The following is a 26,788-nucleotide window of genomic DNA, read 5'->3' as shown; positions in this document are numbered from 1 at the left end:
GGAAAGGGCTCTGACCCCACACCCTCAGGCCAGCAGGCGGTCCACGGCCTCGATCATCGCCTTGCGGCTGAACAGGAAGTCCCAGTAGCTGCCGCCCAGCTGGCGCCACAACACCGCCGAACGCACCGCGGCCAGCAGCAGGGCACGGATCTCCGCCACCACGCCGGCCTGGCCCAGGTAGTGCGGGTTGCCCTGCACCATCACCCGCGGTTTCAGGTGGCTGATGGTGTCGGCATACAGGCCGCCGAGGTTGGCCAGTACGTCCGGGTGGCCACTGTCGCCCAGTTCGGTGGCCTGGCGCTGGGCGCGCTCGATGCCCGAGGCGACCTTGTTCACGGTCGCCCCATCCTGCACGAAGCGGCGTTCCAGCTGCAGCACCGACAGGGCCAGCTTGGGCAGGATCGGGTCCTGGCCCTGGCTGCGGAAGTAGTTGTGCAGCAGGCGCAGGCCGGACTTCAGTGCATGACGGTCACCGAACACCGCCTGCGGCGAGGACGCATCGACGCGGAACACGCTGTCCACGGCGGTGCGCACGGCGGCGGCGTCGGAATGGCCGGTATCGGCGATGCGGCGCACCTGCTGCAGGGCCTGGGCAATGCCGGCCAGGGCCAGGACGCGGTCGTCGACAGTGAAACTCATGCAGCGATTACCTCAAAAGGGGAGGGGGTGGTGCGCAGGCGTTGTTCCAGCGGCGCATCGGTGGCGGCGATCACCGCGCCGCCCAGGCACACATCACCGTCATACAGCACCAGCGATTGACCAGGGGTAACGGCACGCTGCGGGCGCGCAAAGGTGACCAGCACGCTGCCATCGTCCAGCACCTGGACCGTACACGGCTCGTCGGGCTGGCGGTAGCGGGTCTGGGCGGTGCATTCGAAGCGCCGTGCCGGCGGTGAGCCGGCGATCCAGTGCGCGGTTTCCGAACGCAGGCGGTCGGACAGCATCCACTTGCTGTCGCGGTCCTGGTCCACGTACAGCACGTTGCTGGCCACATCCTTGCCAACCACGTACCACGGCGCGGCCGGGCGGCCACGCACGCCGCCGATGTTCAGGCCCTCGCGCTGGCCCAGGGTGAAATAGAACACGCCCGGGTGTTCGGCAATCACGCTGCCGTCGGCCGGGTCGAGGATCTGGCCGGGCTTGGCCGGCAGATAGCGGCCGAGGAACTCACGGAAGTCGCGCTCGCCGATGAAACAGATGCCGGTGGAGTCCTTCTTGGCGTGGGTCGGCAGGCCGACGTCGCGCGCGATCCGGCGCAGGTCGCTCTTTTCAAGGTCGCCGATCGGGAACAGGGTGGCTGCCAGCTGTTCCTGGCCCAGTTGATGCAGGAAGTAGCTCTGGTCCTTGGATCGATCGGCGCCGCGCAGCAGCAGCCACTGGTGGCCGCGCTGGGTCACCCGTGCGTAATGGCCGGTGGCGATGCGCTCGGCGCCCAGCTCGCGGGCGGCGTCCAGGAAATGCTTGAACTTCACTTCACGGTTGCACAGCACGTCCGGATTCGGGGTGCGGCCGGCCGCGTACTCGGCCAGGAAGTGCTCGAACACGCCCTGCCAGTACTCGCTGGAGAAGTCGCGGAAGTGGAACGGGATGCCCAGCAGGCCGCACACGGCCACCGCGTCGCGACGGTCATCCTCGGCGCGGCAATCACCGCTGCCATCGTCGGCCCAGTTCTGCATGAACAGGCCGGCCACGGCCTCGCCCTGCTGTACCAGGCGCCAAGCGGCGACCGAGGAATCGACGCCACCGGAGACGCCCACCATCACACGTGGAGTGCTCATGCGACGTCCCGGACCAGCGAAAGCGGGTGGCGCTGGCCACCCAGGTAATCCGCCACCACCTGCCACACCAGCGGGCTGCGCTGGCGCTCGCCTGCGGCCTGCAGCTCGGCCGGGGTCAGCCACAGCGCGCGGTCGATGCCGGTGTCCAGCGGCTGCGCCGGATCGTGCGAAACCGGGTGCGCCGCGTAGCAGAAGCGCAGGAAGGCCGTGCCGTCGCCGGCAGTCCACTGGTAGCAGCCGATGAAGTGGGTCAGCTGCACCGTCCAGCCGGTTTCCTCGCGGGTCTCGCGCAGGGCGGCCTCGGCCAGGCTTTCGCCCGGCTCGAGGTGGCCGGCCGGCTGGTTCAGCACCTGGCGGCCGTCAATGGTCTCCTCGACCAGCAGCACGCGGCCGCCGTCGATCACCACGGTGGCAACGGTGGCGTGCGGTGCCCAGCGCGGGTCCGGCGTGGCGTTCAACTCAGAACTCGTCCTTCTTGGTCAGTTCCAGCTCCATCGCGTCGGCGGTGCGGATGGCCGCATCGATGGCGTCGCTGAGCTGGTCGGCGGTGGCATCGGCGTCGATCTTCACCACGAACATGGCGGTGGTGTCCTGCTTTACCCAGCCGCCCATCTTGGCGTCCTGCGAATCTTCCAGCAGGCGATTGGCCACGGCCACCGGGAACTGCTTGGTCTTGGCGCTGTAGGCCGGCGACCAGATCTCGCGGATGTTGTGGCTGCCGAAGTCTTCCACCGCCGAGCGCACGTAGACCATCTGGGTGCGGTCACCCTCGACGTCGAAGACCATGCGGTAGTCGCCATCCTCGTCGACTTCGTAGGTATAGCCCAGCTTGTCCAGGTGGCGCGCCACGGACTTGTCGGCCTGGGGCGCGGCGGTGGCAGCACCGGCAGCGGCCAGGGTGATCAGCAGGGCGGGCAGAAGGGTCCTTTTCATGAAGATCCTGTGAAGCAGTGTTGAAAGAAGCTGCAATTGTGACGTTGGGCGTGCGTGCCGTCCAATCCGCGGCGGGCCGACGCAGGTCCGGCGCTACCCCTATAATGGACGGATGCCCCATGAGTCCTCCCCCGATTCCCAGCACGAGCACGGCGTTGCCGTGGAGCCCGCGCGCCCGGAAGTGGCGCCGCCGCCGTTCTATCAGGTGATGCTGCTCAACGATGACTACACCCCGATGGATTTCGTGGTGGATGTGCTGCAGCAGTTCTTCAGCATGGACCTGGACAAGGCCACGCAGGTGATGCTGCACGTCCATACCCGCGGCCGCGGCGTCTGCGGGGTGTTCACCCGCGAGGTCGCCGAGACCAAGGTTGCCCAGGTCAACGAGTATTCGCGGATGAACCAGCACCCGCTGCTGTGCACGATGGAAAAGGCCTGACCGGCTGCCGATCCTCGTCCGGGTACATCGACTCCGAACACGGCGTGCCCACCAAGGTGGGCACCTACCAAGGCAGAAACCTGTAGAGCCGAGCCCATGCTCGGCTGCTTTTCGTCCCGGCGCAATGATCCCGGATGGAGTGCGCCCACCACGCGCGGAGGTCACGCCTCCGCCAACGCCTCCAGCGCCATCCGCGCCACCGTCTCGTCGACGTCGGCGGGGGCGCCGTCATCCCTGAACCACACTGCCGACAGCGCAGTGCTGGCCGCGATCCAGCGCAGCAGGCGCGTGCGTTCCAGGCCGGCCAGTGCGCTTACCTGTTGCAGCCGGGCGGCAAACCGCTCGGGCCGGGTGGCCACATGGATGCCCGGGCCACAGAGGTCCGGGTTGCTGAACATCGTCGTGTAGTCGAACGCGCGGTCGCCCAGCAGCCGCTTCGGGTCGATCGCCAGCCAGCCACGCGCGCCGAAATCCAGCACGTTGTCGTGGTGCAGGTCGCCGTGCAGCGGCCGGATCTCGCGTTCTTCCTGCAACACCCGCTCCGCCAGTGATCTGCACTGTTCCAGCAGTGGCGGCAGCGCGGCCCTTGGCTGCAGCAGGTCGGCGAACCATGTACGCAGGCAGACCAGTTCCGCTGGCGGCGCGCTCCGTGGCCGGTGCAGCTGCCGCAGGACCTGGCACAGGATCGTGGTACACGCATCATCGTCGCCCTCGATCGAACGTTGCCGCAGCGAATCGCCGCCGGCGCGCTCGATCAGGATCGCCGGCCCCTCGTGGGCCAGCAGGCGGGCGGCACCATCGCCGTCCCACCAGCGCAGCAGGCGATGGCCGTTCTGCTCCTCGGTTTCGCTGCTGACCTTCAGCATCGCCGGTTCGCCGTCGGCGGTCAGCACCGGCCAGAGCTGGGCGTGGGGCGTCTCGATGGCCGCGCCATCACGCCGCAATCGCCAGCGGCTCAGGTAGGGTTCGCTCATGCTGGGTGGGCTGTCCTGGAGTGAATGAAGATCAAGCGATCTGCACTGCTAACGCCATCTGAACGCAGCAATCCGCTAGGGTGATGGAAATCGCGTAGTCAGGCCGCATATTGTCCCCATCTGCCGCCGGAGTAATCCATGTTCAGCAAAGACCTCGAACACACCATCGGCCAGTGCTACAAGCGCGCCCGTGAGGCCCGGCATGAATTCATGACGGTCGAACACCTGCTGTTGGCACTGCTCGACAACCCGTCCGCCCAGGCCGTACTGAAGGCCTGTGGTGCCGACGCCGAACGCCTGCGCCAGGAGCTGGAGCAGGCCATCGAGGCTTCCGTGTCCCGCCTGGCCGAAGATGACGGCCGTGATACCCAACCGACCCTGGGCTTCCAGCGCGTGCTGCAGCGGGCCGTGTACCACGTGCAGTCCTCGGGCAAGAAGGAGGTCACCGGCGCCAACGTGCTGGTCGCCATCTTCGGCGAAAAGGACTCCCATGCCGTCTATTACCTCAACCAGCAGGACGTGACCCGTCTGGACGTGGTCAATTACCTGTCCCATGGCATCGCCAAGCTGGGCGAGGAAGGCGAGCAGCCGTCCTCCTCCTCCGAGGGCGAAGGCCGCATCGAAGGCGGGGAGGGCGAGCCGAAGGGTGATGCCCTGACCGAGTTCGCCAGCAACCTCAACGAACAGGCGCGGTCGGGCCGCATCGATCCGCTGGTCGGCCGTGCCGACGAGATCGAGCGCACCATCCAGGTCCTGTGCCGCCGCCGCAAGAACAACCCGCTGTACGTGGGCGAGGCCGGCGTGGGCAAGACCGCGATTGCCGAGGGCCTGGCCCGCCGCATCGTCGAGGGCTCGGTGCCCGACGTGCTGGCCGACGCGGTGATCTACTCGCTGGACCTGGGCGCGCTGGTGGCTGGCACCAAGTACCGCGGCGACTTCGAGAAGCGCCTGAAGAGCGTGCTGACCGCACTGAAGAAGGTCCCCAATGCGGTGCTGTTCATCGACGAGATCCATACCATCATCGGTGCCGGTTCGGCCTCGGGTGGCACCATGGATGCGTCCAACCTGATCAAGCCGGCGCTGGCCTCCGGCGAGCTGCGCTGCATCGGCTCGACCACCTTCCAGGAGTACCGCGGCATCTTCGAGAAGGACCGGGCGCTGGCCCGCCGCTTCCAGAAGATCGACATCGTCGAGCCGACCGTGGGCGAGACCTACGAGATCCTGCAGGGCCTGAAGTCCAAGTACGAGCTGCACCACGGCGTGACCTATTCGGACGAAGCGCTGCAGGCGGCGGTGGATCTGTCGGTGAAGCACATCGGCGACCGCCTGCTGCCGGACAAGGCCATCGACGTGATCGATGAGGCCGGTGCCCGCCAGCGGCTGCTGCCGGAAGGCCAGCGCAAGGAGCTGATCGACGTCGAGGAAGTGGAGGCGATCGTGGCCAAGATGGCGCGCATCCCGACCAAGCAGGTCAGTGCCACCGACAAGGATGTGCTGCAGCACCTGGAGCGCAACCTGAAGATGGTGATCTTCGGCCAGGACCCGGCCATCGAGACGCTGTCCTCGGCGATCAAGCTGGCCCGTTCGGGTCTGGGCAACCCGGAAAAGCCGATCGGCAACTTCCTGTTCGCCGGCCCGACCGGTGTCGGCAAGACCGAGGTGACCAAGCAGCTGGCGCTGCAGCTGGGCATCGAGCTGGTCCGCTTCGACATGTCCGAATACATGGAGCCGCATTCGATCAGCCGCCTGATCGGTGCCCCTCCGGGCTATGTCGGCTTCGACCAGGGCGGCCTGCTGACCGAAAAGATCGTCAAGACGCCGCACTGCGTGCTGCTGCTGGACGAAATCGAAAAGGCGCACCCGGACATCTTCAACATCCTGTTGCAGGTGATGGACCGCGGCGTGCTGACCGATACCAACGGGCGTGAGGCCAACTTCAAGAACGTAGTGCTGGTGATGACCACCAATGCCGGCGCGGCGCAGGCCTCGCGGCGCTCGATCGGCTTCACCAAGCAGGACCATGCCACCGACGCGATGGAGACCATCCGCCGCAGCTTCACCCCGGAATTCCGCAACCGACTCGATGCGGTGGTGCAGTTCCAGGCGCTGGGCTTCGAGCACATCCTGCGCGTGGTCGACAAGTTCCTGATCGAGCTGGAGATGCTGCTGCAGGACAAGCACGTCAGCCTGTCGGCCACGCCGACCGCGCGCGACTGGCTGGCTCACCACGGCTTCGACCCGCTGATGGGTGCGCGCCCGATGGCCCGCGTGATCCAGGACAAGATCAAGCGTCCTCTGGCCGACGAGCTGCTGTTCGGCAAACTGGTCAACGGCGGCAAGGTGAACATCGATGTCCGCGACGACGAGCTGGTCGTCGAGACCCAGGCCGAGCCGGAGCGCCTGCTGCCGGTCACCGTGGAGTGAGCTGACGCCGGGCCTGGCCCGGCGGACCTGAAATGACAAGGGCGGCTTCGGCCGCCCTTGGTTGTTTTGGGCCTGTCGCCTGCGGCCTTGCTGAGAGGGTACGGAGGCATCAATGCTGTTCCGTGAGCGCGATGGGGCATTGCTTCATTTGTATCGCGCAACGATACGGGATACAGTGATGATCATCGGTTTTCGCCAGAAGCGCCTCGAGCGGCTCTACCGTTCCGGTAGCAGCAGCGGGGTCCGGCACAGTCACACCAGCAGAGTGCTGATGATCCTGTCGATCCTGGATGTGGCGTCAGGTCCCGAGGATCTCGCCATGCCTGGATTGCGCCTCCACAAGCTGCGCGGCGACCTGAAGGGGCATTGGTCTGTGTGGGTCAATGGGAACTGGCGGATCACCTTCCGTTTCACCGGTGGCGACGTGGAGCTGCTGGACTACCCGGACTATCACTGAGGCCGCGCATGATTCATCACCATCCACACCCGGGGGAGACGATCAACGCAATGGTTTTCGATCCGATGGATCTCTCGGTGACCGAAGCGGCCGAGCGCTTGGCAATGTCGCGGGTGGCATTGTCGCGGGTGTTGAACGGGAAGGCGGGCATCAGCCCCGATCTGGCCATTCGCTTGGAAATGGCCGGGGTCAGTACGGCGGCTTTCTGGATGGGACTGCAATCCAGCTACGATCTCTGGCTGGCGCGGCAGCACGAGCAGCCGCGGGTGCTTCCACTGGTTGCGCCTGTGCGGTGACGCCCCTCATGGCAAGGGCGGCTTCGGCCGCCCTTGCCATGTGTGCCATCAGCGGCCGCGCTGGCGGGCCTTCTTCTGGAAGGTGGCCGCGTCGATCGGTTCGATCTGCGCCACCGGGCAGTGGTCGGCATCGGTGCGCAGCTGGCTGCGGCCGGCGCTGCACAGCAGGCCCTGCTGGCCTTCGGTGATGAAGCTCAGTTTCCGCGAGTAGCCGGCAGTGGAGCAGTCGTTCTGGAAGTGCACGACATAGTGGTCCTGGCCATTGCGCAGCAGGATGTTTCGCGAAACGCCGGCGCGCACGATCTGCTGGTCGCTGCCCAGCTGGATGCAGTCACTGGCCGTGGAGGGGGGCTCGGCGGCGCGCACAGGCGATGCGCTGGCGGACGCGGCAACGGCGACGAGCAGGGCGGTCAACGTGAGCATGTTCATGGCGGGGCAGGGGAATGGCGATCCGGACTGGATCGGGTCCCACGATGCCGCCACGGATGAAGATGCGAATCTGCCGCAAGCAGGGCTGACCGACGCCACGGTGCGTTCGGTCACGATGACCTCCGGCAGGGCCGGATTGCAGGCATGACAAAAGGCCAGCAACCAGGGCTGGCCTTGTCGAAGTGGCGCAACGCGCCGACCGCTTACTTCATGCGGTAGGTGATACGACCCTTGGTCAGGTCGTACGGGGTCATTTCAACCTTGACCCGGTCACCGGTGAGGATGCGGATGTAGTTCTTGCGCATGCGGCCGGAAATGTGGGCGATGATTTCGTGCCCATTTTCCAGGCGAACGCGGAAAGTGGTGTTCGGCAGCGTCTCGCTGACGGTGCCCTCGAACTCGATGGAATCGTCTTTCGACATGTAGTCCTGTGCGGTTCAGAAAACGGCCACGCTGGGCCTAAGGCGCAGTATTTTACGCGTGACCGGCCCAGCTTGCAAAGTTTGTGTTAACCCCCGGCCAAACGCTGTGCCGGCAGGCGTCCGACCGCCTGCGTCCACGGGCCTTCACGGCCGTCATGGCGCACCGCGTGGCGGACGTGCTGCAGGAACGCCGCGCGCGGCAGGTGCTCGGCGCCCATCCGCAGCAGGTGCGGATTCTCCACCTGGGCATCGATCAGCGCCCAGCCCCAGCCGTGAAGCGTGGATGCCAGCGCGGCCAGGGCGATCTTGGAGCCGCCGCTGGCGCCACTGAACATGCTCTCGCCGAAGAACATCGTCCCGATCGCCACCCCGTAGATGCCGCCGACCAGCGTCTGCCGGTCCCAGACCTCGAAGGAGTGGGCAAAGCCGAGGTCATGCAGCTGGCTGTAGGCCTCGACCATGTCGGGGCTGATCCAGGTGCCGTCCTGGCCGGGCCGCGGTGCCGCCGCACAGGCGCGCATCACCCGGCTGAAGGCGGTGTCGGCGGTGACCTCCCATGTGCTGCCGCGCAACTGGCGGCGGAAGCGGCTGGACAGATGCACGCCATCGGTACGGAACACCATGCGCGGGTCGGGCGACCACCACAGGATCGGCTCGCCCTCGCTGAACCATGGAAAGATGCCGCCCGCATACGCGTTGAGCAGGCGCGCCGGGTGCAGGTCGCCGCCCACGGCGAGCAGGCCGTCGGGCTGGCGCAGGGCGGTCTCGGCCGGCGGGAAGGGGGCGTCCGGCGCGTCGGCCAGGCGCCAGGGCAGCTGGCGGGTCATGCCGGCATTGTATTCGTCGCGGCCCCGCGTGAATGCTGCGGTAGATGCCAACCTTGGTTGGCAGGTCACCCGTCCGCGCGGAATGGGCTGTGCCCCAGCAGCTCCTGTTGGTAGCGCCGCACATCCCGTCGCTCCTGCCGGCACCACTCCTGCAACGCCTCGGCGAACTCCGCATCAGCCACCCAGTGCCGGCTGCGCACCAGCGTCGGCAGGAAACCGCGCGCCAGCTTGTGCTCGCCCTGTGCGCCGGGTTCGAAACGGCTCAGGCCTTCGCGCAGGCAGTACTCGATGCCCTGGTAGTAACAGGCTTCGAAGTGCAGGCCGGGCAGGGTGGCGCCGCCCCAGTAGCGGCCGTACAGCGTGTCACCGCCGCGCAGGCACAGCGCGCCGGCAATCGGCTGGTCTTCCTGCTCGGCCAGGAACAGCACCAGCCCGCGTCCCAATGAAATGGCCAGATGGCGCAGGAAGGGCTCGGTCAGCGCCGGGGCATTGCCGTATTCCAGGAAGGTCTGCAGGTAGAAACGGTACATCGCCTGCAGGTCGGCGCGACTGGCCTCGTCGCCGTGCACCACGCGGAAGCTGATGCCCTGGCGGGTGACCTTGGCCCGTTCCTGGCGGATGTTCTTGCGGTGCTTGTGGTTCATCGCGCCGAGGAACTGGTCGAATGTCGCCCAGTCACCCGGGTTCTGCCACTGGAACTGCACGTCCTCGCGCAGCAGCCAGTCATCGCCGAACAGCGCCTCGTCCGCTGCGGCGTGGAAGTTGATATGGGCCGATGACACGGCCAGTGCCGGCAGTGCATCGCGCAACGCCGACAGCAGCGTGGTGCGCTCTGAATCGTGACGGGCCAGCAGGCGCGGCCCGGTGACCGGCGAGTACGGCACTGCGCCCAGCCACTTCGGGTAGTAGTCGCGGCCATGGCGGGCATAGGCGTTGGCCCAGGCATGGTCAAACACGAATTCACCGTGGGAGTTGGTCTTCAGGTAGCCCGGAATTGCGCCGATCAGGCGCTCGCCCTCCCACAGCGTGAAGTGCCGGGGCTGCCAGCCCCAGTCCTCGCGCAGGCAGCCGTGCTGTTCCAGGCCTGAGAGGAAGGCGTGGCTGACGAACGGATTCTGGCCGTCGTGCAGGGCATCCCAGTCGGTGGCGGGAATGAACTGCAGGGAGTCGAGGAAGCGGGGGGAGAGCATGGTTGGCAAGGATAGGCCAGGTGGATAGCGAACGGGGCTGGCGGGGCTGGGTTGGTTTGTTCCGGTTGGGGGTGAGGAAAGTTTGAATTGTCCATCCGTGTGCGCTTGGTGCGGAATCACCGGCGCACGGCTCGGCAGGGTGGCAGGGCGCTGCACGAGCGGCGCGCATCCCACCACATGGAGAAATCAACAATGAAGGGACTGAAGCTTGCAACTGCCGTGGTCGCGTGCGGCCTGATCTTTGTACCACCCGTGTTGGCTTCTGGAGATCAGCCGGCAAAAGTGCTTGAGGATCCAGGTGCCTACGCGGAAGTAGTTGCGCTGTTGGAGCGTGAAGCTGCGAACCAGCTGACGCGTCATTTGCAGGAGAGGGGTGAGCTGCGACAAATCAGCGTCAGCATCAGTCTTGATGTGAAGGCAAGATCGATGGTGATCAGCTTTGGGCCTGGATACCTTCCCGGCCCGGATCGCGGTTATGACGAGCTCTTCCTGATTCCGATGGCATCTACGTTGAGGTTCTACGCCGAGAAGTCAGGACTGGATGTGAATGATATTGACTTCCTGTTTGACGGAAAAACACTTGAGGAATACTACCCCGAGGATCTGGCCGTCCCGCCGAAGACGAAAGAGAAGTTGACGCATACATCAGCTTTGGTGTCAGCAAGCCATGGCTACATCAGCTTGCATCCCAGCAGGGAATGGAAGTTTCAGCGCCCAGCGCCTCTCGGCATTCAGGAAGACACGCTGAGTCCACTGTTTGGTGACGAACTGCAAGTATTGATGGAACAACGTAGCGGCCTGACGGTGCACCGGGCACGGAGCCGCTCCACGGAACTCCATCCGGAGTCCGGGAAGCCATGGGAGCACATGTCATCCCGCTACCACCTCAAGGCGCTTTTCCCCGAACGCACCGACATGTGGAATGAGTTTCCGAACAGCCCAGAGTCTGCTCGCGAAAAGGAAGAGGACATACGGGCTCGGCCAAACTATGCAAACCATCTGGGTGTGGATGTGATGCTGAGCCTGCACACCAATGGCAGCGATTCAGCCAGTCTGCGTGGAACCGAGGTCTACTATCATCAGGACAAACCGCAGGACAAGGCGCTGGCGGATAGCATTCTCTGTGGGATGCGTGAAATCATCCGAGCGCAACCGGGCTATCGGGATTTCCCGATTCGCGAGAGTTCGACCTCGGCCAGGCACGGCGAGAACCGCATTGGGAAGATGCCCTCGGTGATCATCGAAACCGCCTACCACTCCAATCCTGACGATGTGGCCGCCTTGCAGGACCCCGTCTTCCGCTCGGCGTCGATGAAAGGCGTTGAGAAGGGCTATCGCCTGTGGGCACAGGGCAAGGCCTGTGAGCCTTTGACGCTTCACCCCCTTCCCGATGTCGAGGTTCCGCTGCAGGCGGTGCGCGAGCTGACAGTGGGTTTCGCGGGCAATCCCCAGTACCCCTTGGAACTTGAAGTGGCCGTGGCAGATTGCGACCGGCCCGGATACTGCACGCCGTGGAAGGGCCGCTTTGAAGATCCGGATGCGCCGGTGAAGTTCGAAGTGAGCTGCTCCTCCACGGAGCCCGGCTCAGTCCGCTGGAATGTCCTGTTGCGCGATGCGGACGATGTCGTCGCGGCACCGGTGGCGTTCACCCAGTCCTGCGTCCGGGCCTGAGTGGTGCCTGGAGCGGGTAGAAGGGTTGCGAAAACGGGCGCTTGCGCGCCCGTTTTCCTTAGTCGAGCATAGCTCGACTCTACAAACCACCGGTCAGCTGGCCTTGCCCTGCGCGTCCAGGTAGCGCTCGGCGTCCAGTGCGGCCATGCAGCCGAAGCCGGCCGAGGTGATCGCCTGGCGGTAGTGTTGATCGGCCACGTCGCCGGCGGCGAACACGCCTTCCACCGAGGTCTGGGTAGCGTTGCCGCCCAGGCCCGAACGGATTTCCAGGTAGCCGTTGTTCATCGCCAGCTGGCCGTCGAACAGGGTGGTGTTCGGGTGGTGGCCGATGGCCACGAAGAAGCCGTGGGCATCGATGTCGCGGGTGCCGCCGTCCAGGGTGGACTTCACGCGCACGCCGGTCACGCCGGCGTCGTTGCCCAGCACTTCCTCCACCTGGTGGTGCCAGACGGTCTCGATCTTGCCTTCGGCCACCTTCCTGAACAGCTTGTCCTGCATGATCTTCTCCGCCTTCAGGGTGTCGCGGCGGTGGACCAGGTAGACCTTGCGGGCGATGTTGGACAGGTACAGGGCCTCTTCCACGGCGGTGTTGCCGCCGCCGACCACGACCACGTCCTGGTCGCGGTAGAAGAAGCCGTCACAGGTGGCACAGGCGGACACGCCGCGGCCCTTGAACTCGTCTTCGGTCGGGATGCCCAGGTACTTGGCGGTGGCGCCGGTGGCGATGATCAGCGCGTCGCAGGTGTACTCGTGGCTGTCGCCGATCAGCTTGAACGGGCGCTGCGACAGGTCGGCGGTGTGGATGTGGTCGAAGATGACCTCGGTCTCGAAGCGCTCGGCGTGGGACTGCATGCGCGCCATGAGGTCCGGGCCCATCAGGCCGTGGGCGTCACCCGGCCAGTTGTCCACCTCGGTGGTGGTCATCAGCTGGCCGCCCTGCTGCAGGCCGGTGATGACGACCGGCTTCAGGTTGGCACGGGCGGCGTAGACGGCGGCGGTCCAGCCGGCCGGTCCGGAACCGAGGATGACGAGGCGCTGGTGGCGGGAGGGCAGGCTGGTGCTCATGTAGACTCGCGAAAAGGTAGATGGGACAAGGCGCTGGCGATGTTTGCGCAGCATCCGTGGCTGGTCATAGAGTGGCGGCTGGGGCAGGGCGATTCAAGCCGATGAACAGAACGCCGTCATCCAGCGGTGGTTTCGGCCCTGTCCGGGCCCGGTCAGAAGTCGCATAACTGAAAACTGACGCCGTCTCATTTATTATCAATCACTAACAGCGCATTCCAAAGGTATGGTCTAAGGTGGCGAAGCAGGTCCCTGAACGCTCCAAGTCGGACGACAGCAAGGCGTCACGTCGCACGGCCGCGGCGGCGACGACCGACAATCCACGCCGCCAGCGCCTCTGGCGCGACCTGGGCCTGATCGCGATCGCGCCGGCCCTGCTCTATCTGGCGGCGAGTCTTTTCACCTATTCAGCGACGGATCCGGGCTGGTCGCATACCGGCAGCGTGGTCGCGCCGGTGCACAACCTCGGTGGTCGCGCGGGCGCCTGGATCGCCGACGTGCTGCTGCAGTTGTTCGGCTACATCGCCTTCCTGCTGCCGGTGGTGCTCGGTGCGCTGTCGTGGATTGCCATGTTCGGCCTCAAGCGCGAGAGCAAGGGCGAGAACGACCTGGACCCGGCGCTGCGCCTGGTCGGCCTGGTCGGTTTCCTGATTGCTGGCACCGGCTTCCTGCATGTACGCCTGTTCAGTGGCGATGTCTCCAGCGCCGGCGGCATTCTCGGCAAGCTGGTTGGCAATTCGCTCACGGTGGGCTTCGGTGCGCTGGGCGCGAACCTGTTCGTGCTGGTGCTGCTGCTGGCCTCGATTACCCTGGCCACCGGGCTGTCCTGGTTCACGGTGATGGAAAAGATCGGCCGTGGCGTGATGTCGCTGGCACCGTTGCTGGCGCGCAAGAAGGAAGAAGTCACCGAGTGGCAGCAGACCCGGGTGATGCGCGAGGAGCGCCAGGAAGTGCGCAAGGCCGATGCCGAGGTCCGCGCCAAGCGCGAGCCGGTGAAGATCGAGCCGCGCCCGGAACCGGTGATCGAGAAGAGTGACCGGGCCAAGCGCGACACGCAGATCCCGATGTTCCGTGGCGTCAACGGCGACGGCTCGGACCTGCCGCCGTTGGCCCTGCTGGACGACCCCAAGCCGCAGCCGGTGGGCTACGACAAGGAAACCCTGGACGCGCTGTCACGGCAGATCGAGTTCAAGCTGAAGGATTTCCGCATCGACGCCCAGGTGGTCGGCGCCAACCCCGGCCCGGTCATCACCCGCTTCGAGATCGAGCCCGCGCCGGGCATCAAGGTCAGCCAGATCAGTTCGCTGGACAAGGACATCGCGCGCGGCCTGTCGGTGAAGTCGGTGCGCGTGGTCGACGTGATTCCGGGCAAGTCGGTGATCGGCCTGGAAATCCCCAACGTCACCCGCGAGATGATCTACCTGTCCGAGCTGTTGCGCTCGAAGGAATACGACAAGTCGGCCAGCGTGCTGACCCTGGCGCTGGGCAAGGACATTGCCGGGCGCTCGACCGTGGCCGATCTGGCGCGCATGCCGCACCTGCTGGTGGCCGGTACCACAGGTTCGGGCAAGTCGGTGGCGGTCAACGCGATGGTGCTGAGCCTGCTGTTCAAGGCCTCGCCGAAAGACCTGCGGATGCTGATGATCGACCCGAAGATGCTCGAGCTGAGCGTCTACCAGGGCATCCCGCACCTGCTGGCGCCGGTGGTCACCGACATGAAGGAGGCTGCCAACGGCCTGCGCTGGTGCGTGGCCGAGATGGAGCGCCGCTACAAGCTGATGAGCGCGGTGGGCGTGCGCAACCTGGCCGGCTTCAACAAGAAGGTGAAGGAAGCGCAGGATGCCGGCCAGCCGCTGATGGACCCGCTGTTCAAGCCGAACCCGGAGCTGGGCGAGGCGCCGCGTCCATTGGAGACGCTGCCGTTCATCGTCATCTTCATCGACGAATTCGCCGACATGATGATGATCGTCGGCAAGAAGGTGGAAGAGCTGATCGCGCGCCTGGCACAGAAGGCGCGTGCGGCCGGCATCCACCTGATCCTGGCCACGCAGCGCCCGTCGGTGGACGTGATCACCGGCCTGATCAAGGCCAACATCCCGACGCGTATCGCGTTCCAGGTCAGCTCCAAGATCGACTCGCGCACCATCCTCGACCAGTCCGGCGCGGAGACCCTGCTGGGCCACGGCGACATGCTGTACCTGCCGCCGGGCACCGCGCTGCCCGAGCGCGTGCATGGTGCGTTCGTGTCCGATGACGAAGTGCATCGCGTGGTCGAGCACCTCAAGGCGATGGGCCCGGCCGACTATGTCGACGGGGTGTTGGACGAGGTGCAGACGATGGGCGACGGCGTGGTCGTCGGTGCCACCGGCCTGCCCGAGACCAGTGCGGCCGGCGACGAGTCCGACCCGCTGTATGACGAAGCGCTGCGGGTGGTCACCGAGACCCGCCGCGCCTCGATTTCCGGCGTGCAGCGCCGGCTGAAGATCGGCTACAACCGTGCAGCGCGACTGATCGAGGCCATGGAAGCGGCCGGCGTGGTCAGCCCGCCCGAGCACAACGGCGACCGCACGGTGCTGGCACCGCCGCCGCCGAAGTAAGGCCCGACGTATCCCCCACGACGTCCAAGGAACCGACGCATGCTTCACCCCGTACCAAGCGCGCTGGCGCTGGCGCTGGCAGCCTTCCTGGCTGCCGGCCCGGCACTGGCAGAAACCGCCACCTCCGCGCCCGCCACGGCGCCGCCTTCCACCAGCGGCGATACCGAAGCCAGCAATAATTTCAGCATTGTCCGTTACCGCGCCGACTACCAGGTGCGGCCGGATGCGGGCAATGTGCAGACCGAAACCTACGAAGTCCTGCTCAAGACCAAGGCCTCCGTCGAGCAGTTCAGCCAGGTGCGGCTGAGCTACAGCGAAAAGATGGAGACGCTGGAAGTGCTCGGTGCCTACACCATCACCGCCGATGGCCAGCGGCGCGACGTGCCGGCCGATCGCATCTACACCCAGGAGAGTTACTCCAGCGCCTCGGCGGCGATGTATGCCGACCGCAAGGTGCGGGTGATCGTGTTCCCGAACCTGGCCCCGGGCACGCGCCTGTACTACCAGGTGCGCCGCACCCAGGCCACGCCGTACTTCCCGGGCTATTTCGGCCTGTGGGAGACCTTCAACGTCTTCACCGAGTACGAAGACGCCGAGGTCACCCTGACTGCGCCGGCCAACCTGCCGATGTTCGTCGACAGCCGCGGCGTGCAGGGCAGCGATCGCCCGACGGTGAAGAACGGCCAGGCGCAGTGGCGCTGGCGCTACCAGCGGCGCGAAGCCATGCCGGCACAGAACTGGTCGGCGGCGGGCTGGGAGTTCGGCCCGAACATCATGGCCAGCACCTATCGTGACTGGTCGCAGATGGGACGCGCCTACCAGCTCAAGGCCGGCCCGGCGGCCGACGTGACCCCGGCGCTGCAGGCGCTGGCTGATGAGATCACCGCTGGCATCAGCGACCGGCGCGAGCAGGCCGATGCGCTGTACCGCTGGGTGGCGCAGAACATCCGCTATGTGGCGGTGTACCTGGGCAATGGCGGCCTGGAGCCGAACAGCGCGCAGAGCATCCTCGACAACCACTATGGTGACTGCAAGGACCATGTGACGATCCTCGAGGCACTGCTGGCAGCCAAGGGCATCGCCAGCTCGCCGGTGCTGATCGGTGCCGGCGGTGGCCCGACGCTGCCGAAGATTCCGGTGCTGGGCCGCTTCAACCACGCCATCACCTACATCCCGGAATTCGATCTGTACCTTGATTCGACCACCGCGTGGGCCCGCTTCGGGCAGCTGCCGGAAGGTGACCTGGGTGCGCCGGTGATGCGTACCCGCGACGCCTCGTTGGCGCGTACCCCGGCCAACACGCCGCAGCGCAATGCCACCTCGATGGAAGTGCGTTTCACCTTCGACGCCAACGGCAACCTGCGCGGCGAGACCATTCCGAAGCTGGGCGAGAACGCCGAGATCGGCATGCGCGCCCAGTTCTCCCAGCTCAACGCGCAGAACCGTGCGCGCGCCGAGGAGCAGATCATGGCCGCGTCCGGTTTCGACGGGCGAGGGCAGCTGCAGATCCAGGGCGTGCCGGTCGACCTGACCCGGCCGTTCGGCTATCGCATGGCCTTCCAGGCCGAGGACTACGCCGACTTCAGCGTGGCCGGCGGCATGGCCGTGCCGGATCCGCCGGGCGGCGAGTCGGTGCGTGGCCTGTACGCCACCGCCTCGGCGCCGGCCAACGAGACGCCGTTCTACTGCAATGCCAGCCTGCGCGAGGAAACCTATCGCCTGCAGTTCCCTGCCAATGCGCCGATCATCGCCATCCCGGCCAACCAGCGTTTCACCAACGCCGCTGGCGAGTACCGCGTGGACTGGAGCCGCGAGGGGCAGGACGTGATCGTGCGCCATCGCCTGCAGCAGAACGCGGTGCGTGGCCCGGAGGCGCTGTGCCAGCCGCAGGACTACACCGCATTCCGCGCGTTGTATCGCGAAGTGCGGCGTGGCTTCCGTGGCCAGGTGCTGTACGGCAAGCTGCCGGGCTCGGGCGGCTGAATCGCCGATGGACGTTCAGGGCGGCATAATGTCGCCCTGATCGCCCATTCATCTTTCCCCGGGCACACTGGCAACCACCTTTCCTGGCGCCCGCGCCCACAGGATTCCCGCATGAACTTCCGCTTCCGCCGTTTCCTTGCCACCACCACCCTGGCCGTGGCCTGCGCCGCCGCCGGCAGCGCCTGGGCAGGCGCCCGCGATGACCTGAAGACCTTCACCAGTGGCCTGAAGGGCCTGGATGGCCAGTTCAGCCAGCAGGTGTTCGACAGCCGCGGCAAGGTGAAGGAATCGACCAGTGGCCGCGTGGCCCTGTCGGCGCCGCGCCTGTTCCGCTGGGAATACGTGCGCCCGCACGAGCAGTTGATCGTGGCCGACGGCAAGAAGGTCTGGATGTACGAACCGGACCTGGAGCAGGCCACCGTGCGCGAGCAGGGCAAGGAAGAGCAGAACAGTCCGCTGACCGCGCTGATCAACCCGGCGCTGCTGGAACAGCAGTACGACGTCAGTGAAGAGGCTGCGCAGCGCGACGGCCTGCAGTGGCTGTCGCTGTCGCCGAAGCGCGAGACCGAAGCCAGCTTCCAGTACGCCGCGCTGGGCTTCAATGCCCAGGGCCTGGCCAAGATGGAAATCACCGATGCGGTTGGCCAGCGCACTGTGATCAGCTTCAGCGGCTGGAAGCGCAACCCGGGCTTTGCCGCCGGTACCTTCAGCTTCACCCCGCCGAAGGGCACCGACGTCATCGGTAATTGACCTGTGGGCGGAGGCGCTTTGGTGGGTGTCAACCTTGGTTGACACGCTTTTGATCTGCCGGCCAGCGGCCGGCACTACCGATCCTGTGGCCTGATCTGCCGGGCAGGGTTCGGTGCTGTCTGCTCTGGCGGGTGTCAACCGGCACCGTCATGTTGGGTGTCAACCTTGGTTGACACGCTCTTGATCTGCCGGCCAGCGGCCGGCACTACCACCCGTGCGGCCTGATCGCCGGCATGGCCCGGCGCTTTCTGCTCTGGTGGGTTTCAACCGGGACCGCCTTGGTGGGTGTCAACCTTGGTTGACATGCCTTTGATCTGCCGGCCAGCGGCCGGCACTACCAGACATCGCGTCCCGCCCGCCGGGCACGGCCCGGCGCTACCGTTGGGCGGCGCGGTACAATGACCGGGTGGCAAGACATCGTTCAACTTCCTTCCCTGGTCCCGATCTGCTGAGCGTCGATCGGGAACACCTGCGCCCGCTGGCCGAGCGCATGCGTCCGCGCACTCTCGACGAAATGGTTGGGCAGAAGCGCCTGCTGGCGCCGGACAGCGCGCTGCGTCGCGCGGTCGAATCCGGTCGCGTGCATTCAATGATCCTGTGGGGGCCGCCAGGGTGTGGCAAGACCACGCTGGCGCTGTTGCTGGCCGAATACTCCGACGCAGAATTCCGTGCCATCTCCGCCGTGCTCTCCGGCCTGCCGGAGGTGCGCCAGGTGTTGGCCGAGGCCGCGCAGCGTTTCGCCGAAGGCCGCCGCACCGTGCTGTTCGTGGATGAGGTGCACCGCTTCAACAAGGCGCAGCAGGATGCGTTCCTGCCGCATATCGAGCGCGGCACGATCCTGTTCGTCGGTGCCACCACCGAGAATCCGTCGTTCGAGTTGAATTCCGCATTGCTGTCGCGTTGCCGCGTGCATGTGCTGGAAGGTGTTTCGCCGACCGATATCGTCGAGGCGCTGGAACGTGCGCTGGCTGATCGCGAGCGCGGCCTGGGCGAAGAGGGTATCGAGGTCGCCCCCGAACTGCTGCTGGAAATCGCCACCGCCGCCGATGGCGACGTGCGCCGTGCGCTGACCCTGTTGGAGATCGCTGCGGAACTGGCGGGCGGGGAGGGGGGGCGCATCACCCCACAGACCCTGGCCCAGGTGCTGGCCGATCGCACCCGTCGCTTCGACAAGGGTGGCGAGCAGTTCTACGACCAGATCTCGGCGCTGCACAAGTCGGTACGCAGCTCCAACCCGGATGCCGCGCTGTACTGGCTGACCCGCATGCTTGATGGTGGCTGCGACCCGTCCTACCTGGCGCGCCGGTTGACCCGCATGGCCATCGAGGATATCGGCCTGGCCGATCCGCGCGCGCAGAGCATGGCGCTGGAAGCCTGGGACATCTACGAGCGGCTGGGCAGCCCGGAAGGCGAGCTGGCGTTCGCCCAGCTGGTGCTCTACCTGGCCAGCACCGCCAAGTCGAACGCCGGCTATGCCGCCTTCAACCAGGCCAAGGCCGACGTGCGCGAGAGTGGTACCGAAGAAGTGCCGCTGCACCTGCGCAATGCACCGACCAAGCTGATGAAGGAGCTCGGCTACGGCGCCGAGTACCAGTACGACCATGACGCCGAGGGTGGCATCGCGCTGGACCAGACGGGTTTCCCGGATGCGATGGGCGAACGGGTGTACTACAACCCCGTGCCGCGTGGCCTGGAAATCAAGCTGAAGGAAAAGCTGGACCGGCTGCGTGCCGAGCGCGAAGCGGCGAGGGCGGCAAAGGGTCGCTGACCCGGTTTATGTAGCGTCGAGCCGCGCTCGACTCCGCTCTGGACCGAGCCAGCAGCGCCTGCGGCAACGGCAGCCGAGCATGGGCTCGGCTCTACAGGGCCAACGGCAGCCGAGCATGGGCTCGGCTCTACAGGGCCAATGGCAGCCGAGCATGGCTCGGCTCCACATTGTTCCCGGCGGCGGTCTTTGGCACACTGCGCGGCCACTTTTTCAAGGATTGATGCCGTGCAGGAAATGATTCTGCCGTTGAAGCGCTACGCCCAGTTCGAGGGGCGTGCCAACCGTCGTGAGTACTGGATGTTCCAGCTGTTCATGCTGATCGTCTCCGCCGTCCTGATGGTGCCGCTCGTTGCCGGGCTGGTGATGCAGTCCGACGTCCTGGGCATCGCGTCGATCATCCTGTTTGTCGTGTTCTGGCTGGCCACGTTCGTGCCGGTCATCGCCGTCACCGTGCGCCGCCTGCACGACTGCAACCAGTCGGGCTGGATGTACCTGCTGGCCTTCGTTCCGTTCGGCGGCCTGGTGATCTTCGTATTCGCGCTGCTGCCGGGCACGCCGCAGGAAAATGCTTATGGTCCGGTGCCTTCGGGGCCGTGACATTTCGCGAGTCGGGCATGGCTCGACTCGACAAGAGGCAAAGAAAAGAAGCCGGCATTTCGCCGGCTTCGTCTTTACTTGATGGTGCAGTCGCCGAAGGACAGGTAGTCCGTGCCGGAACTGAACTGCAGCGTGCAGCTGGCGGTGAACGTCGCGCCTTCTTCCAGTGCGCCCAGCTTGGCCGCCTGCTGTTCGTCGTCGCTGGTCAGTCGGGCCAGGACATTGCCCTGGTCGTCGCCGGCCTCGATCAGCGGCTCGCCCGCCAGGTTGCTGGAAACGCTCAGGGCTACGGCAGTGAATGTCACCGTCTGGTTGAGTTGGTCCATGCCCAGTGACGAATTGCCGGCTTCTTCAAAGGCCTGGTAGAGCGTTGACAGGTCCTGTGCGGCATGGGCGGCCAGCGGCGCAAGCAGGCCGAGGGAGAGGGCGATCAGGGTGGTGTGCTTCAAGGGAGTCTCACAATCATGGGATCCAATCCCATGCCGGTTGTGTGCAGATGAACGCGACCCGGATGGCGGCAAGTGCCCGCCATCCATGGCTGCGCTGGAAGCGGGGCGATCCAATGCCCCGATGGGCGGCAAAATAGGGGAATTGCTGCCCCTTGCGCAACCCGGGCATGCGCGCGCGTGATACACAGCGTGACGTTTGATCGATGTGATAATCATTCGCGTTTAAGGTAGACTGCGGTCCCTTGTGAACCGGCGGCCCTGGGCCGCTTCTGCCGCCGCTGATGAAGCACTTTGTTCCGCCTTCGCGCCGTGGTCCGCTGGCCCGCGGCTTGGCCGCCTTGATGATGGGTCTGCTCCTGGCCACCCCATATGCCCATGCACAGCAGCGCAACCCGCTGCAGAAGATCGGCCGCACCGTGCTCGACGAGCCTGCGGCCAGCTATCGCTTCGAGCATTTCGTGGTGGACAGCCCGGACCAGCAGCGCCGTTGGCGGGTGAACCTGGCGATCCCGGCCAAGGCCGGCAAGGTGTCCTCTCCGGTGCTGTACGCGCTGGACGGCAACGCCGTCGCGATGGTCCTGGATCAGCCGTTGCTGGCCGAGCTGGCCGCGCGCAAGGCGCCGCCGGTGCTGGTGCTGATCGGCTACGACAACGACCTGCGCATCGATTCCAAGGCGCGCACCCGCGACTACACCGCGTGGATCGACCGCGCCGACGATGAGAGCGGTACGACCCAGGCGGTCGGCGGTGGGGCTGCCGCGTTCCTGGATGTGATCGAGCGCCGCATCAAGCCGGAAGTGGAGCGTCGCGCACGCATCGACACGCAGCAGCAAGCGCTGTGGGGCCACTCACTGGGTGGATTGTTCGTGCTCAATGCGCTGTACACGCGTCCGGCCGCCTTCCAGTCCTATCTGGCCGCCAGCCCGTCGCTGTGGTGGAGCCAGGGTGCGGCGCTGGGGGATCCGGAACAACAGTTCGTGCAGAACGTGCACGGCCAACCGGCAAGGCTCTGGCTGATGCTGGGCGGTGCCGAGCGTGTCGGTGATCGCGGCAAGCGCGACATGAACAATCCGCGCGTGGTCGCGCACCTGCGCCGCATCGGTGGCGCCACCCCGGATGCGGCGATGCAGCTGTCCGAGCGCTTGGGCAAGGTGCCGGGCCTGAGCGTGCAGTACCGCGAGTTCCCCGGCCTTGGCCACGGCCCGATGCTGCCGGCGTCCTTCCATGCGGCGCTGCATGAGCTGTACGGCGTGACCGATCGCAGCGCCGGCGATGGCGCGCCCAATGGCGGTGACAACGCCGCCGAATGAATCCCTTCGCACGCGCTGCCGTGCGACCCCACTACCCAGGCGAGGCTGCCGACGTGCAGCGGCCCAGGCAACCGATGACCCCCGCGCCACGTGGCGCGGCCTACGTGTGCAAGGAGCCTGCCATGTCGTTCCGTCCGTCTCTCCGTCTTACCTCTCTCGCTGCCGGCCTGCTGCTGGCAGTGACCGCCACCGCGCAGCCGGTGTTCGACCAGCCGGCCAACGCCACCTTCAAGGGTGAGGTCGTCTCACGCGGTGAGAACGTGGTTCCCGGCAGCACCGCCGACGTGGTCGGCCGTGGTTTCGTGCCGGGCCAGAAGGTCAGCCTGCTGCGTGGCGACAGCGTGCTCAACACGCAGCCGGTGGTGGTCGATGCCGATGGCAACTTCAAGACCCAGCTGAGCATTCCGACCGACGCGGTACCGGGCACCCACCCGGTGGTGGTGCGCGCCAGCCAGCCGGCTGCGGCCACGGTGCTGAAGCTGCGCGTGTCGCCGCAGCTGCCGCTGTCCGGCCAGGCGCAGTTCGCCACCCGGTCCAGCAAGCTGGTGCCGGGCCTGTACCAGTCCGCCTACAGCGCCGCCAGCGATGCGGTGTTCGTGACCTCGGCCGTGGGCCGCCCGCCGGTGACCCAGTCGCAGCTGCTGAAGCTGGACCCGACGTCGCTGAAGGTGACCAGGGCGATCACCCCGGCGCAGGTACCGGGCAGCACCAATGGCGCGGTCTATGCGGTCTACGGCGTGGGCGTGGATGACACCAACGGCAACGTCTGGGTCACCAACACCCGCCAGAACTCGATCGCGGTCTACCGGCAGAAGGACCTGTCGCTGGTCCACCAGTTCCCGGCCGACACTGTGCCGCACGCGCGCGACGTGGTGGTCGATGGCACCCGCGGCAAGGTGTTCGCCTCGGCGACGGGCGAGGACCACCTGTCGGTGTTCGACGCCAGGACCTTCAAGGAGCTGTCGCCGGTGACGCTGGAATCCGGCGTGGACGACGGCACGTTCACACCGATGAGCCTGGTGCTGGACGAGAAGGGCGGCAAGCTGTTCACCGTCAGCATCGGCACCCCGGAAGCGGCGGTGATCGATGTGGCCAGCGGCAAGGTCGAGAAGGTCATCGATCTGGGTAATTCGATCAGTGCCTCGGGCGTGGCCTTCGATGCGGCACGCAACCGCCTGTACGTCGCCTCGCAGGGCACCGACAACCTGCTGATCGTCGACGTGGCTGCCGGCAAGGTGCTGCATGACGTGCCGGTCGGCGCCGGTGCGCTGAACGTCGCCTTCGATGATGCCTCCGGCCTGGCCTATGTCAGCAACCGTGGCGCTGGCACGGTCACCGTGGTGAATGGTGACGGCAAGGTGGTCGCCAATCTTGATGGCGGCACGCTGCCGAACCACGTCCGCGCCGATGGCAAGGGCAACGTGTTCGCGGTGAACAAGTCGCGCGGCGCTGAGGACCCGAAGGGTGACCGCATCACCCGCATCACCCCGAAGCAGTAAGTCACACGGTGGGGCGGCGTGCGCGCCGCCCTGCCAGCAAGGAGAACGAGCATGAACATCGCGTCCCGTCTGCGCCTGTGTGCGCTTCCGTTGGCTGTTTCGCTGGTACTGGCCGCCTGTGGCGGCGCGTCGACACCGCCTGATGGCCAGAAGGCCGCCGAGCCGCCCGCCGCACCGGCCGCTGCCGAAACCGCGTTGCCGGCAGGCTGGCAGCGCGTGGCCGGTGCCGAGCTGCCGGCCGTGCATGACCAGAAGGCGGTGCTGCCGGCCAAGGTGCATTCCGATGACGGCGCCGATATCGAGGTGACCGATACCAGCCGGATCATTGCCGGTGGCGACGACGTCATCGCGGTGATCGAAGCACTGGGGCTGGGCACGCAGGTATTCGCCGCGCCGACCAACACCACCACCCAGGCCGGCCTGGCGGCGCCGCACCAGTTCCTGTTCAACCGCACCACCGGCGTGGAGGGCGTGCTGAGCCTGCAGGGCTCGCTGTTCCTCGGCAACAGCCTGCGCCGCCACACCGAGCTGGCCAAAAAGCTGCGCGAAGTCGGTGAGCCGGCGGTGGTCATCGATGATCTGCAGCCGGCCCCGGACAAGGTGCGCAAGGTCGCCGCCGCACTAGGGCTGGCCGAAGCGGGGCAAACACTGGCCACGCAGGTGCAGCGCCAGCTCGACGAGGCTGCAGCGATTGGCAAGGGCCTGGGCCATGCGCCACGACTGATCCACGTATCGGCCACCGGCGCTGGCGGCTCGCCCACTGTTGCCGGTGCCGACAGCGCGTCAGCGCAGCTGATCGCGCTGGCCGGCGGCATCAACATCGGCACCGAGGCCGGGGTGAAGAACTACTCGCAGCTGAGCAACGAGGGGGTGGTCGCCGCGGCACCGGAGGTGATCCTGGTGACCGAGCATGACCTGCGGCTGTTCGGCGGTGCCGAAGGCCTGTGGAAGGCGTACCCGACGCTGAAGCAGACGCCGGCCGGGCAGGCCAATCGGGTCTGGGTGATGCCGGATGTGCAGCTGAAGTACACCAGCGTGGGTTCTGGTGCGGGCGCGCTGGCGCTGGCCAAGGCCCTGGCAGCCTTGCCGAAGGCATGAGTCCGGCGGATCGGCGCCGCCGTCGCGGGCGGACGATGTTGATGGTGGCGTTGCTGGCGCTGCTGGGGGCAGTGCTGGCGTCGTTCGCCGTGGGTCCGTTGCGGTTGCCGCCGCTGGAGGTGATGCAGGCGCTTGCGGTGAAGCTGGGCCTGCTTGACCCAGGGGCAGTCAGCAGCCGTGATCTGGCCGTGGTCTGGCAGCTGCGCATTCCGCGCGCCCTGTTGGGCGCGATGGTCGGTGCGTCGCTGGCGATGGCCGGTGCCAGCCTGCAGGGCCTGTTTGGCAATCCGCTGGCCGACCCCGGCATCGTCGGTGTCAGCCAGGGTGCTGCGCTGGGTGCGGTGGCTGCCATTGTTCTCGGCGCTGCCGGTGCGGCCGGCTGGCTGGTGCCGGTGGCAGCCTTCGTCGGCGGCGCGCTGGCGATCGGCCTGACCTATGCGCTGGCCCGGCCCGGCAAAGGCAGTGGGAATGCCACGCTGCTGCTGGTCGGCATCGCGATGGCCGCGTTCTGCTCGGCGCTGATCGGTTTCCTTACTTACATCGCCAGCGAAAGCGAGCTTCAGTCGCTGGTGTTCTGGCAGATGGGCTCGCTGGCGCGCGCCAACTGGGCCGACGTGGCCGCGGTGGTGCCGCTGTTTGCGCTCGGCGTGTTTGCGCTGCAGCGACTGGCCACGCCGCTGGACATGCTGGCGCTGGGTGAACGCCAGGCGCAGCACCTGGGGCTGGACGTGACCCGTACGCGGCGTCGCCTGGTCGCGTTCAGTGCGCTGCTGGTGGGCGCAGCGGTGGCGTTCGCGGGCTCGATCAGCTTCGTCGGCCTGGTGGTGCCGCACGTGGCGCGACTGCTGGTCGGCCCGGGTCATCGCTGGCTGCTGCCGTTGTCCGGGCTGCTCGGTGCGCTGCTGATCGTGGTGGCCGACACCGCCGCACGCACGCTCGATCCACCTGCGGAGATTCCGCTGGGCCTGTTCTCGGCCGCGCTGGGTGCGCCGTTCTTCCTCTGGCTGGTGCTGCAGCAGCGCCGCAAGGCGGCGCCATGAGCGTGCTGCTGAAACTGCACCAGGTGGTGGTGCGCCGCCAGCAGCGCGAGATCCTGCATGGCATCTCGCTGGCGTTCGAGCCGGGCACGGTTACCGCGCTGGTTGGCCCGAACGGCGCGGGCAAGTCTACGTTGCTGGCGGTGGCGGCCGGTGACCTGCGCGCCGATGCGGGCGAGGTGAGCCTGTTGGACAAACCGCTGGCCAGCTACAAGGCCGGGCCGCTGGCACGCGAGCGCGCGGTGATGCCGCAGGAGCATGGCGTGCGCTTCGCCTTCAGCGTGGAGGAAGTGGTGGCGATGGGACGGTTGCCGCATCCGCCGGATCCGCGTGTGGACGATGCACGGGTGGAAGCTGCCATCGATGCCGCCGAACTGCAGGCGCTACGCCTGCGCGAAGTGCAGCAGCTGTCCGGTGGCGAGTCCGCCCGGACCACGTTCGCGCGCGTGCTGGCGCAGGACACGCCGCTGCTGTTGCTTGATGAACCGACCGCGGCGCTGGATCTTCGCCACCAGGAGCGTACGTTGCGCAGTGTGCGTGCCTGTGCCGAAGCCGGTGCGTGCGTGATCGTGGTGCTGCACGATCTGAACCTGGCCGCCGGCTATGCCGACCGCATCGTGCTGCTGGAGCAGGGCAGGGTGGCGGCCGATGGCACGCCGCTGCAGGTACTCACCGAAGACAACCTGCAGCGGGTCTATCAGCAGGATGTGGTGGTGTTGGAGCATCCGCGGCGCGGGGTGCCGTTGGTGGTGGTGACGTAGTCCGGATCTGCTGCCGTCGCCGCGTATCATGTCTGAC

General features: G+C 66.6%; 27 protein-coding genes. 16 read left to right on the top strand and 11 right to left on the bottom strand.

Annotated features, from left to right (window positions below; all coding sequences use genetic code 11):
• Positions 1-24: 24 nt before the first annotated feature.
• Genes hflD through AC5QAB_RS08155 form a run of 4 tightly spaced genes read right to left on the bottom strand, consistent with a single transcriptional unit; the run spans position 25 to position 2,711 of the window.
• A complete protein-coding gene (hflD, locus tag AC5QAB_RS08170; protein ID WP_032961893.1) occupies positions 25-639 on the bottom strand; it encodes a high frequency lysogenization protein HflD in 615 nt (204 codons plus the stop codon).
• Positions 636-1,778, bottom strand: a complete 1,143-nt coding sequence (gene mnmA, locus AC5QAB_RS08165) for a tRNA 2-thiouridine(34) synthase MnmA (RefSeq protein ID WP_049403980.1) — start codon at positions 1,776-1,778, stop codon at positions 636-638. The genes hflD and mnmA overlap by 4 nt, the downstream gene beginning before the upstream one ends.
• Entirely contained in the window at positions 1,775-2,236 is a 462-nt protein-coding gene (locus tag AC5QAB_RS08160; RefSeq protein ID WP_197561070.1) for an NUDIX domain-containing protein, read from the bottom strand. Before AC5QAB_RS08160 ends, mnmA begins: the two co-directional genes overlap by 4 nt.
• Before the next feature lies 1 nt (position 2,237).
• Entirely contained in the window at positions 2,238-2,711 is a 474-nt protein-coding gene (locus tag AC5QAB_RS08155; RefSeq protein WP_014647079.1) for a hypothetical protein, read from the bottom strand.
• A 112-nt stretch (positions 2,712-2,823) separates the two neighbouring features.
• On the opposite strand from AC5QAB_RS08155, the gene clpS reads away from it, so the two are divergent.
• Positions 2,824-3,150 carry an ATP-dependent Clp protease adapter ClpS gene (clpS, locus tag AC5QAB_RS08150; protein WP_005416477.1) on the top strand — a complete coding sequence of 109 codons (327 nt, stop codon included), beginning with the start codon at positions 2,824-2,826 and terminating at the stop codon, positions 3,148-3,150.
• A gap of 161 nt (positions 3,151-3,311) precedes the next feature.
• Here the strand turns inward: clpS and AC5QAB_RS08145 are convergent, their stop codons facing one another.
• Positions 3,312-4,124 (bottom strand): APH(6) family putative aminoglycoside O-phosphotransferase, encoded by an 813-nt coding sequence (locus AC5QAB_RS08145; RefSeq protein ID WP_100450014.1) that lies wholly within the window; start codon positions 4,122-4,124, stop codon positions 3,312-3,314.
• 138 nt (positions 4,125-4,262) lie between these two features.
• Here AC5QAB_RS08145 and clpA point away from each other — a divergent pair, with 138 nt between their 5' ends.
• The 3 genes from clpA to AC5QAB_RS08130 all read left to right on the top strand — a co-directional run bounded on the left by clpA (position 4,263) and on the right by AC5QAB_RS08130 (position 7,301).
• Positions 4,263-6,548, top strand: a complete 2,286-nt coding sequence (gene clpA, locus AC5QAB_RS08140; protein ID WP_032961881.1) for an ATP-dependent Clp protease ATP-binding subunit ClpA — start codon at positions 4,263-4,265, stop codon at positions 6,546-6,548.
• 112 nt (positions 6,549-6,660) lie between these two features.
• On the top strand, positions 6,661-7,005 hold the full coding sequence (locus tag AC5QAB_RS08135) for a type II toxin-antitoxin system RelE/ParE family toxin (protein ID WP_495233326.1): 345 nt from the start codon (positions 6,661-6,663) through the stop codon (positions 7,003-7,005).
• Positions 7,006-7,013: 8 nt separating this feature from the next.
• Positions 7,014-7,301, top strand: a complete 288-nt coding sequence (locus tag AC5QAB_RS08130) for a HigA family addiction module antitoxin (RefSeq protein ID WP_197561071.1) — start codon at positions 7,014-7,016, stop codon at positions 7,299-7,301.
• A gap of 48 nt (positions 7,302-7,349) precedes the next feature.
• Here AC5QAB_RS08130 and AC5QAB_RS08125 read toward each other — a convergent pair whose 3' ends face one another.
• Positions 7,350-7,724 (bottom strand): hypothetical protein, encoded by a 375-nt coding sequence (locus AC5QAB_RS08125; protein ID WP_495233325.1) that lies wholly within the window; start codon positions 7,722-7,724, stop codon positions 7,350-7,352.
• On the opposite strand from AC5QAB_RS08125, the gene AC5QAB_RS08120 reads away from it, so the two are divergent.
• Positions 7,717-7,878 carry a hypothetical protein gene (locus AC5QAB_RS08120; RefSeq protein ID WP_153643327.1) on the top strand — a complete coding sequence of 54 codons (162 nt, stop codon included), beginning with the start codon at positions 7,717-7,719 and terminating at the stop codon, positions 7,876-7,878. The genes AC5QAB_RS08125 and AC5QAB_RS08120 overlap by 8 nt on opposite strands.
• A gap of 55 nt (positions 7,879-7,933) precedes the next feature.
• On the opposite strand, the gene infA is transcribed toward AC5QAB_RS08120, so the two are convergent.
• The 3 genes from infA to AC5QAB_RS08105 form a co-directional block, all read right to left on the bottom strand.
• Positions 7,934-8,152, bottom strand: a complete 219-nt coding sequence (gene infA / locus AC5QAB_RS08115; protein WP_005409596.1) for a translation initiation factor IF-1 — start codon at positions 8,150-8,152, stop codon at positions 7,934-7,936.
• Positions 8,153-8,238: 86 nt separating this feature from the next.
• Complete coding sequence (gene aat, locus AC5QAB_RS08110) at positions 8,239-8,979, bottom strand: leucyl/phenylalanyl-tRNA--protein transferase (protein ID WP_014647084.1); 741 nt, start codon at positions 8,977-8,979, stop codon at positions 8,239-8,241.
• A 65-nt stretch (positions 8,980-9,044) separates the two neighbouring features.
• Entirely contained in the window at positions 9,045-10,169 is a 1,125-nt protein-coding gene (locus AC5QAB_RS08105) for a GNAT family N-acetyltransferase (RefSeq protein ID WP_495233324.1), read from the bottom strand.
• A gap of 192 nt (positions 10,170-10,361) precedes the next feature.
• On the opposite strand from AC5QAB_RS08105, the gene AC5QAB_RS08100 reads away from it, so the two are divergent.
• A complete protein-coding gene (locus tag AC5QAB_RS08100) occupies positions 10,362-11,840 on the top strand; it encodes an N-acetylmuramoyl-L-alanine amidase family protein (RefSeq protein WP_032961876.1) in 1,479 nt (492 codons plus the stop codon).
• A 93-nt stretch (positions 11,841-11,933) separates the two neighbouring features.
• On the opposite strand, the gene trxB is transcribed toward AC5QAB_RS08100, so the two are convergent.
• The gene (gene trxB / locus AC5QAB_RS08095) at positions 11,934-12,905 is read right to left on the bottom strand and encodes a thioredoxin-disulfide reductase (protein WP_140222803.1); all 972 of its coding nucleotides are present in this window, start codon (positions 12,903-12,905) and stop codon (positions 11,934-11,936) included.
• 233 nt (positions 12,906-13,138) lie between these two features.
• Here trxB and AC5QAB_RS08090 point away from each other — a divergent pair, with 233 nt between their 5' ends.
• The 5 genes from AC5QAB_RS08090 to AC5QAB_RS08070 all read left to right on the top strand — a co-directional run bounded on the left by AC5QAB_RS08090 (position 13,139) and on the right by AC5QAB_RS08070 (position 20,597).
• Positions 13,139-15,499: a DNA translocase FtsK gene (locus tag AC5QAB_RS08090; RefSeq protein WP_032961873.1), complete on the top strand. Its 2,361-nt coding sequence runs from the start codon at positions 13,139-13,141 to the stop codon at positions 15,497-15,499.
• 39 nt (positions 15,500-15,538) lie between these two features.
• Positions 15,539-17,482: a DUF3857 domain-containing protein gene (locus AC5QAB_RS08085; protein WP_478426702.1), complete on the top strand. Its 1,944-nt coding sequence runs from the start codon at positions 15,539-15,541 to the stop codon at positions 17,480-17,482.
• A 111-nt stretch (positions 17,483-17,593) separates the two neighbouring features.
• Positions 17,594-18,232 (top strand): outer membrane lipoprotein periplasmic chaperone LolA, encoded by a 639-nt coding sequence (gene lolA, locus AC5QAB_RS08080; RefSeq protein ID WP_005413289.1) that lies wholly within the window; start codon positions 17,594-17,596, stop codon positions 18,230-18,232.
• A gap of 490 nt (positions 18,233-18,722) precedes the next feature.
• Positions 18,723-20,000, top strand: a complete 1,278-nt coding sequence (locus AC5QAB_RS08075) for a replication-associated recombination protein A (RefSeq protein ID WP_495233323.1) — start codon at positions 18,723-18,725, stop codon at positions 19,998-20,000.
• Between the two features lie 225 nt (positions 20,001-20,225).
• Positions 20,226-20,597 carry a DUF805 domain-containing protein gene (locus AC5QAB_RS08070; protein WP_014647091.1) on the top strand — a complete coding sequence of 124 codons (372 nt, stop codon included), beginning with the start codon at positions 20,226-20,228 and terminating at the stop codon, positions 20,595-20,597.
• A gap of 74 nt (positions 20,598-20,671) precedes the next feature.
• On the opposite strand, the gene AC5QAB_RS08065 is transcribed toward AC5QAB_RS08070, so the two are convergent.
• On the bottom strand, positions 20,672-21,046 hold the full coding sequence (locus AC5QAB_RS08065; protein WP_049403897.1) for a hypothetical protein: 375 nt from the start codon (positions 21,044-21,046) through the stop codon (positions 20,672-20,674).
• 281 nt (positions 21,047-21,327) lie between these two features.
• On the opposite strand from AC5QAB_RS08065, the gene AC5QAB_RS08060 reads away from it, so the two are divergent.
• The 5 genes from AC5QAB_RS08060 to AC5QAB_RS08040 all read left to right on the top strand — a co-directional run bounded on the left by AC5QAB_RS08060 (position 21,328) and on the right by AC5QAB_RS08040 (position 26,751).
• Entirely contained in the window at positions 21,328-22,356 is a 1,029-nt protein-coding gene (locus AC5QAB_RS08060; RefSeq protein WP_046430481.1) for an alpha/beta hydrolase, read from the top strand.
• A gap of 122 nt (positions 22,357-22,478) precedes the next feature.
• Entirely contained in the window at positions 22,479-23,855 is a 1,377-nt protein-coding gene (locus AC5QAB_RS08055) for a YncE family protein (RefSeq protein ID WP_495233322.1), read from the top strand.
• Positions 23,856-23,906: 51 nt separating this feature from the next.
• Positions 23,907-24,953, top strand: coding sequence for a heme/hemin ABC transporter substrate-binding protein (locus AC5QAB_RS08050; protein WP_014647095.1), 1,047 nt, complete (start codon positions 23,907-23,909; stop codon positions 24,951-24,953).
• The gene (locus tag AC5QAB_RS08045) at positions 24,950-25,993 is read left to right on the top strand and encodes a FecCD family ABC transporter permease (RefSeq protein WP_046430486.1); all 1,044 of its coding nucleotides are present in this window, start codon (positions 24,950-24,952) and stop codon (positions 25,991-25,993) included. Before AC5QAB_RS08050 ends, AC5QAB_RS08045 begins: the two co-directional genes overlap by 4 nt.
• Positions 25,990-26,751, top strand: coding sequence for a heme ABC transporter ATP-binding protein (locus AC5QAB_RS08040; protein WP_049403890.1), 762 nt, complete (start codon positions 25,990-25,992; stop codon positions 26,749-26,751). The genes AC5QAB_RS08045 and AC5QAB_RS08040 overlap by 4 nt, the downstream gene beginning before the upstream one ends.
• Positions 26,752-26,788 lie beyond the last annotated feature (37 nt).

The sequence above is a fragment of the Stenotrophomonas sp. YJH_SMC_127 genome, from assembly GCF_059372445.1.
The sequence above is the reverse complement of the archived record's forward strand: the minus strand, read 5'-3'. Positions and strand labels throughout refer to the sequence as shown.